General features: G+C 42.5%; 9 protein-coding genes and 1 pseudogene. 2 read left to right on the forward strand and 8 right to left on the reverse strand.

The genetic code is table 11. The features are described 5' to 3' along the window. Window positions 1-171: 171 nt before the first annotated feature. The 6 genes and pseudogenes from Q0081_RS00390 to Q0081_RS00410 all read right to left on the reverse strand — a co-directional run bounded on the left by Q0081_RS00390 (window position 172) and on the right by Q0081_RS00410 (window position 2,469). Window positions 172-363 carry a hypothetical protein gene (locus tag Q0081_RS00390; RefSeq protein ID WP_298348106.1) on the reverse strand — a complete coding sequence of 64 codons (192 nt, stop codon included), beginning with the start codon at window positions 361-363 and terminating at the stop codon, window positions 172-174. Between the two features lie 188 nt (window positions 364-551). After that, window positions 552-1,385: a DUF1080 domain-containing protein gene (locus tag Q0081_RS00395; protein ID WP_298348107.1), complete on the reverse strand. Its 834-nt coding sequence runs from the start codon at window positions 1,383-1,385 to the stop codon at window positions 552-554. Window positions 1,386-1,590: 205 nt separating this feature from the next. After that, on the reverse strand, window positions 1,591-1,851 hold the full coding sequence (locus Q0081_RS00400; protein ID WP_298348108.1) for a VOC family protein: 261 nt from the start codon (window positions 1,849-1,851) through the stop codon (window positions 1,591-1,593). 41 nt (window positions 1,852-1,892) lie between these two features. Then, a pseudogene (locus Q0081_RS00405) lies at window positions 1,893-1,964 on the reverse strand (VOC family protein); the annotation flags it as partial. A gap of 12 nt (window positions 1,965-1,976) precedes the next feature. Continuing rightward, window positions 1,977-2,240: an AraC family transcriptional regulator gene (locus Q0081_RS31765; RefSeq protein ID WP_409034034.1), complete on the reverse strand. Its 264-nt coding sequence runs from the start codon at window positions 2,238-2,240 to the stop codon at window positions 1,977-1,979. Then, window positions 2,152-2,469 carry an AraC family transcriptional regulator gene (locus Q0081_RS00410; protein ID WP_298348109.1) on the reverse strand — a complete coding sequence of 106 codons (318 nt, stop codon included), beginning with the start codon at window positions 2,467-2,469 and terminating at the stop codon, window positions 2,152-2,154. The genes Q0081_RS31765 and Q0081_RS00410 overlap by 89 nt, the downstream gene beginning before the upstream one ends. Before the next feature lie 222 nt (window positions 2,470-2,691). On the opposite strand from Q0081_RS00410, the gene Q0081_RS00415 reads away from it, so the two are divergent. Continuing rightward, complete coding sequence (locus Q0081_RS00415) at window positions 2,692-3,390, forward strand: DsbA family oxidoreductase (RefSeq protein WP_298348110.1); 699 nt, start codon at window positions 2,692-2,694, stop codon at window positions 3,388-3,390. Then, window positions 3,390-4,511 carry an MFS transporter gene (locus Q0081_RS00420; protein WP_298348111.1) on the forward strand — a complete coding sequence of 374 codons (1,122 nt, stop codon included), beginning with the start codon at window positions 3,390-3,392 and terminating at the stop codon, window positions 4,509-4,511. The genes Q0081_RS00415 and Q0081_RS00420 overlap by 1 nt, the downstream gene beginning before the upstream one ends. Before the next feature lie 180 nt (window positions 4,512-4,691). Here the strand turns inward: Q0081_RS00420 and Q0081_RS00425 are convergent, their stop codons facing one another. Both Q0081_RS00425 and Q0081_RS00430 read right to left on the reverse strand, forming a co-directional pair. Further along, window positions 4,692-5,429 carry a hypothetical protein gene (locus tag Q0081_RS00425; protein WP_298348113.1) on the reverse strand — a complete coding sequence of 246 codons (738 nt, stop codon included), beginning with the start codon at window positions 5,427-5,429 and terminating at the stop codon, window positions 4,692-4,694. Continuing rightward, window positions 5,411-5,698, reverse strand: coding sequence for a hypothetical protein (locus Q0081_RS00430; protein WP_298348114.1), 288 nt, complete (start codon window positions 5,696-5,698; stop codon window positions 5,411-5,413). Before Q0081_RS00430 ends, Q0081_RS00425 begins: the two co-directional genes overlap by 19 nt. Between the last annotated feature and the right edge of the window lie 522 nt (window positions 5,699-6,220).

The raw sequence follows: 6,220 nt of genomic DNA on the forward strand, positions 1-6,220 counted from the left end.
CTGTGACAACTTGGGCAAAATAGGTACATAATCTTTGAGTTTAGTCACTCCAAAGTTAGGCATTTGCCCCCGTTGTCTATTTTTTTGTTATAGCATTACTTTGCGCGCACTGCCCTTTTGTTTTTTCAGAGGAGTAATTATTCGACTATAATTGGAGCAAAAAGCCAATTCTTACAACTGTTGCCCTTTATAAAGCACCAACCAACGAATGGACTGTTCTTTCAAATGTAAAAACTGTTTTCGTTCTTTGTCTTTCATAAATCCTTGAAAATCAGGTTCTGCTCGAAAGGACACCGGATGGATTTCGTACGGATTTTCGATGCGGCTTTCCACAATGGTCTCTTTCGTTGGGCGTACTCTCAAGAGCTATTGCCCATTATATTTCGAAATGATTGGAATGGCAATGTCTTCAAATTGATGAAATATCTTTTCCTGCCCTTCTTTGATGTAGATGAGTTGGGTGATGTAAATCATGCCTGCCTCCGTGGTCAGATGTTTATAGAATCTAAAAGCTATAAACAGACGACCCCGAAGGAGTCGAATAATGAAACTTAATTTCCCGTCAACTGAGCAGGGAGCGCGGCAATGGGTTCAATTTTTATGTTTTTGTAAAAAATCTCAGCACCTTCGCATTGGATCTGTATTTTTCCTTTTTTGAGCGGTTCAAGTCCATTCTCGACTTTGCGTTTGGAATGATACAGCACCATCGTTACTTTCCCGTTGATGACGTGGACGGCCGTATCGCCAAAGCAGTACAGGTCTACGGTATTCCATTGGCCCGTCGGATTTTCGGCGTCGGGTTCTTTGATGCAATGCCTGCCAACGGATGTTTTGTCCTGAAAGGTAAGCAGTTCACCCTTTTTGGAATAGTGGTATTCACCTTTGGCATCTTTCACGGCCGGTACGTCAAAAATTGCCCCCGCGCAGCCCCAATAATCGCCGCAATCGCCTTCCTGAATCTGAAATTCCTGCGATTGCATCCAAAATCCGCTATCGGCTCCGTGTTTTCCGTTGGCGTGGTACAACAAGCCACTGTCCATTTTTGAGTTTTCTTTCGGATGCCATTTCAATTTTCCCCATTTGAATTCCAACCTCAAATGATAATTCTCAAATTCGTCTTTGGTTGAAATGCCCCCAAAATTTTCTCCCGAGATGCGCACTACATTTTCACCTTCGAGCTTCACAACTGAAAACACCTTATTTGGGTCGGTGTTTAGCCCGATGGGCTGTACTCCGGTGCGGTTTTCGCCTACTGCGGGAAAGGGAGGGCCCAAGTAGGTATCCCAACCGGACAGGTTTCGGCCATTAAACAAATCTTTCCACTGAGCCTGTAGTTGGGTACTTATCAGCCCAATCACTGTCAGAAAAAAAAGGGACTTTTTCATTGGTTAGTTGCTAAATAAAAAAATGGATTACTGAAAGTCGGGTGTTGAAGAAGCATCTCATTTTAAAGGGTGTGCCAACGCATTCTACTTATTTTCAGTCACTAAGATAAAAGTTAGTGGAGGAGATTGCGACCTCGGAAACGCAAAAAATCCATCTTCGAGGTGGAAGATGGATTTAAGACTGAAAATTTTGTCAAGGTGTGGGCTACACTTGATATATCTGAATATTATTTCCGCAGGTGTCTTCAAACACGGCCAACGTAACGGCTCCCATGGGGGTGGGTTTCATGCTGAACGCAACCCCTAACTTTTCTAATCTTTCATATTCGTGTTGAATGTCAGCAACTTGGAAAGCCGTAAGCGGAATGCCTGCCTCGAACAATTCTTTCTGATAGGTTTTTGCAGGAGCAAAGCCCATGGGTTCAAGCAATAATTCAACCCCGTCCTGTTTACAACCGTCAGCCATTTATGTTCGCCCATCGGAATTTCCGTTTTTTTAACAAATCCCAGTATTTCCGTATAAAATTTCAGGGCTTTCTCCTGGTCATCGACCATGACACTTGTCAGCTTGATTTTCATGCAATGCGTTGTTTAGTGTTTGATGGCACAAAGGTCTGTAATGCCTTTTTTAAATGGGTCTCGAAAATTGCTTTTTTGCAGCATAAACCCAAAAGGCAGACACGGGCAGGAAGCGGTCGTATTTTCCTGCCTTCGTAGCTTTTGGTAGCCGGAAGGTGTCAGAGATGTATAGCGTTTAAAAAGCCCTTTAAACGAACTGATGCTGTCGAAACCTACCGAAAAACATGCTTCGGCTACCGTTGTGTTGGTTTTTAAAAAGTTCTTTCGCTTTTTCAATTCGTACCGCCGTTAGGTATTGGTGCAGTGTTTGGTGATAAATGGATTTGAATAGTCGAATAAAATGAAATTTTGACAGGAAAGCTTCGCCTGCCATGTCGTCAAGGTCTATATGCTCTGCAAAGTGGCGGTCAATAAACTCCTTGGCTTGCTTGAGCTGCTTGTAGAGATAGGATTTGGGATACATATTCCGTCTGATTTCGATGACTTGCTCTTGGTAATAGGTCATGTGGCAATGATCGGTAAATACGCCTGCAAAAGTAGTGAATTCGCTGCGCCGGCAGGCATTGAATTCTCTCCTCCTGTGATTTTATGTTGTCGTCAGTATTTTTTAAAACGGGGATTTATTTAGCGATTTCGTTGTTAGTTAGGTAGCTTTTGGTTGGGAAAATTCAACTTTGAAGTCCCCAATCTCTCATACACAAATCACTAATTCACTCATTATTCTCTAATGAAACCCCATCTTAAAATAGACATTGTATCGGATGTAGTGTGTCCTTGGTGCTACATCGGAAAGCGGCGTTTAGAAAAAGCCGTGACGCAGTTGAAGGATAACTACACTTTTGAAATCAACTATTTACCCTTTCAGCTGGCACCCGAAACTCCCGTAGAAGGTGAAAATGGAAAAGAAAGGCTCATTGCTAAATTTGGCAGCGAAGAGCGTTATCATCAGATTCTTCAGCAAGTGTCGGGCGTAGCAGCGGGCGAAGGATTGAACTTCGATTTGGAAAATCAGGAAGTGTCTCCCAATACCCACGGATTACACCGTTTGGTGTGGTTTGCCCAACAGGAAGGCAAGCAATTGGAGATGGTAGAAACACTTTTCAAAGCGTATTTTGAAGATAAAGTCAATTTGGCCGATACCGAAAACGTGGTAAAACTGGCGGAAGCCGTAGGTCTTAACGCAGAAAAAGTCCGTCAAATCCTTACTTCTGCCGCAGGCACGAAGGAAGTAGACCAACTGTTGTACCAAAACCGCCTGATGGGCATCAGCGGGGTGCCGTATTACATCATCAACGACAAATACGCCGTGTCGGGAGCGCAACCTACGGAATTATTTCTGGAAGCCTTACCCGAAATTGCCGTCAAAGCACCCATCCAAGCGCCTGTGGAAGGCGAAGCGTGCGATATTGAGACGGGCGTATGTTGATGCCGCCTTTCCGAATTATTTCGTTTGGATTGTTGCTCATCACGCTTGCCGTCAATATTGCGATGCCCCTTTTTCGGGTATACGCGGCCGAGGCAGGTTTGAACAACGGCCAAACGGCGCTGGTCTTAGCGGCTTACATTACTGGAATGCTTCCCTGTTACATTTTTCTGGGAGGGATTTCGGATAAAGTAGGCCGCAAACCTATTTTGATTATCAGCGTCTTGTGTTCCTTTTTCGCTACGTTGCTGCTTACGCTTTTTCCGACCGTGACGGCGCTGGTTTTTGCCCGAATGCTTCAGGGCGTGGCCCTTGCGTTGAGTATGGGAACGGGCACGGCCTATTTGGCGGAAGTACTGCAACACGAGAAAATGGCCGCTACCAAAGCCGCCAATTTGGCTTCTCTTTCTACCGCGATTGGTTTCAGCGGCGGCGCTTTGGCCACCACTTTGTACCTGCTTTTTGATTTTAACCTCGTGCCGCCGACCTATTATCTTCTGTTGGGAGTAACGGTGGTTGGGCTGATTCTGCTTTTTACGCTGCCCAATCCCAAACCCATTGGCGGCAACATCATTCGATTGCCTTATTTCCCAAAAGGCTCTTTTCCCGTCAACATGGCGATTGCGATTTGCTGGGCCGTAACGGGGATTGTCATTGCCATTATTCCTACGCAATTGGCCAAATTCAATCTCACGCCTTACGCAGGTTTTTGTTTGGTATTGATCAACTGGACTGGCGCGTTTCTACAACCTTTTATCCGTCAAAACGACCCCAAACGCTCGGTTAGAATTGGATATATTTTGGTGCCTGTGGGATTTGGATTAGTAATTTTAGGCTGCTTTCTCGCGCTTTTGCCCGTAATTTTAGTGGGAACGGCCATCATCGGTTTGGCGGCTTATGGCTACTCGTATGTCGGCGGTTTGGCGTTGATTGCCAACTACGGCGGACAGCAACGCGCCCGCGCCGTATCGGGCTATCTGTTTTTTGGCTACATCGGCTTCGGCATCCCCGCCGTTTTCTTAGGCTACCTTTCTGACCAAGTAGGCATCGTCAATGCACTCTTGGTTTTTGAAGTGGTGATTGTGGTTTTGACGGTGTATTTGATGCGGGTTTTTAGGAGGTAATTCGATAGCACGAGCCTCCTGGCTCACGGTCCGCCGGTGCGGTGTTTGCCATTTCAAGGTCTCTGATCGTTTTGTTTGATGAAGGTTGGAAGCCTACGCGGCGCTGCTTTTTAATGAATGACACGAGTGTCACACTCGCGCCATTGAGAGCGGGCTATTAAAGTGGCTCGCTCTTAGAAATTATTTCATGAAATCATCTTTTGATAAAGGCTCTTGTACTTTAAAATTAGATAATTCAGGTTTTATTGCCTTATAGTCCTTCAGAAGTAATTTCAGACCTGCATCATCAGCTTCTAATGGCTTTTTAAGATATGGTTTCTCTTTGATTGTTTCTTGATGCATATCAAGCAATTTATTATATTTCTCAACTTTCAAATCAAGCATTTTATTTGTGTACCAAGTAGCTTCGTTTATTTTTTTCTCGTTCCACAAATTATGTTGTTTTGCCTTTTTTAAAACTTGAAACAAAACTTTGACGTCATTTCCACCACTCTTAAAATATAAAGCACCATAAGAATTGATTTTATCTAAATCGCTTTTGTTCTGAGAATTTAAAAGATTAAAATCAGATAAAATTAACCTTGATACTTCGCTATTGTACATATCCAAATCAGAAGCAGAAAGGTTTTTTTCTTTTACTTTGAAAGTATAAGACATTTTTTCAGCGTCTGCCCAAGTATGATTTTTTAACCATTCCTTTTTTTCAAAAGTGCTCGTTGGTAAACCGCTATTCTGTAGTAGTGAAGAAATTCTGTTAGAAATGCCGATTTCAGGAGAGAGAGATTTACTATTAATTATCTCAGATTTATCGTTGATTGAACAACTTGAAATCAGTAAGACCAGTAAGGAAAAAAAAGATTTTTCATAAAATATTAAATGTTTATTTGATTTACTAAATGTTATGCCAGCCCATTGCATCCATTTGCACCAGCATTTGCTTGAGCCGCAGTGCTTGCATCCGTATAATAGGTTCGGTCGTAAGTACAATAACTAAACCATCCAAAAAAGCTGTAACAATTATAAACTTCAACAGCTGCCATTCCTGAACCAGAACAACAATCCATGCCTCCCACATAAGCCATTCTGTGCTCTTCTCCATTAATTGGGACAATTGGCTCGCAATTCCTTACTGCCATAGCTGTATGAAATACGAATAATAACAATACAATGCCTGCTTTCTTTTTCATAAGATTCATTTAGGTTTAATTTGGACTGATTAGTTTAAAAAATGTAAGTTTTGTCAAATAGTTATTAACGGATTTTGATGTCAAGAATTAATGTGCTTCCATTATGTACTTTATATGATGTTTAGCGGTTTAAGATTCTTGAAAATTTATGGTCCATAAGGTATTTAAAATAAAATAAAAACTCTCAAAAATTTATCAAGCGGTAAACACCCGTGTCAAACACAAGCCAAACGGGCAGAAAATTCGCTTTGTCTTACTAACTGGCAGAATGAAAAACGGCAGTAGAAATAGGCAAAAGACCACCTATTTTAAGGTGCATTCTTGCCGCCTTTGTTGGGTGTGTCACGAATGAAAAGGAGAGGATAGTTCTTTTCAATGCTGAATAAAAGATGGTGGTAGGTCTACCGCATACGCTGTGCAGACAGAGTTTGCAAACCACCTGAAGGTGCTGTGTTCAAAAGGCATGGTGCTGAACGTTCAGGTAAAGATATTGTATAAACAGTATCAGGTAGGTGTAAAGAA

The organism is Runella sp., assembly GCF_027484545.1.
Lineage (GTDB): Bacteria > Bacteroidota > Bacteroidia > Cytophagales > Spirosomataceae > Runella.

Bases quoted from the DNA above. Each gene is read 5' to 3' on its own strand.
- Q0081_RS00395 (WP_298348107.1), bottom strand. From the start codon at position 1,385: ATGAAAAAGTCCCTTTTTTTTCTGACAGTGATTGGGCTGATAAGTACC.
- Q0081_RS00400 (WP_298348108.1), bottom strand. From the start codon at position 1,851: ATGGCTGACGGTTGTAAACAGGACGGGGTTGAATTATTGCTTGAACCC.
- Q0081_RS00410 (WP_298348109.1), bottom strand. From the start codon at position 2,469: ATGACCTATTACCAAGAGCAAGTCATCGAAATCAGACGGAATATGTAT.
- Q0081_RS00415 (WP_298348110.1), top strand. From the start codon at position 2,692: ATGAAACCCCATCTTAAAATAGACATTGTATCGGATGTAGTGTGTCCT.
- Q0081_RS00420 (WP_298348111.1), top strand. From the start codon at position 3,390: ATGCCGCCTTTCCGAATTATTTCGTTTGGATTGTTGCTCATCACGCTT.
- Q0081_RS00425 (WP_298348113.1), bottom strand. From the start codon at position 5,429: ATGCAATGGGCTGGCATAACATTTAGTAAATCAAATAAACATTTAATA.
- Q0081_RS00430 (WP_298348114.1), bottom strand. From the start codon at position 5,698: ATGAAAAAGAAAGCAGGCATTGTATTGTTATTATTCGTATTTCATACA.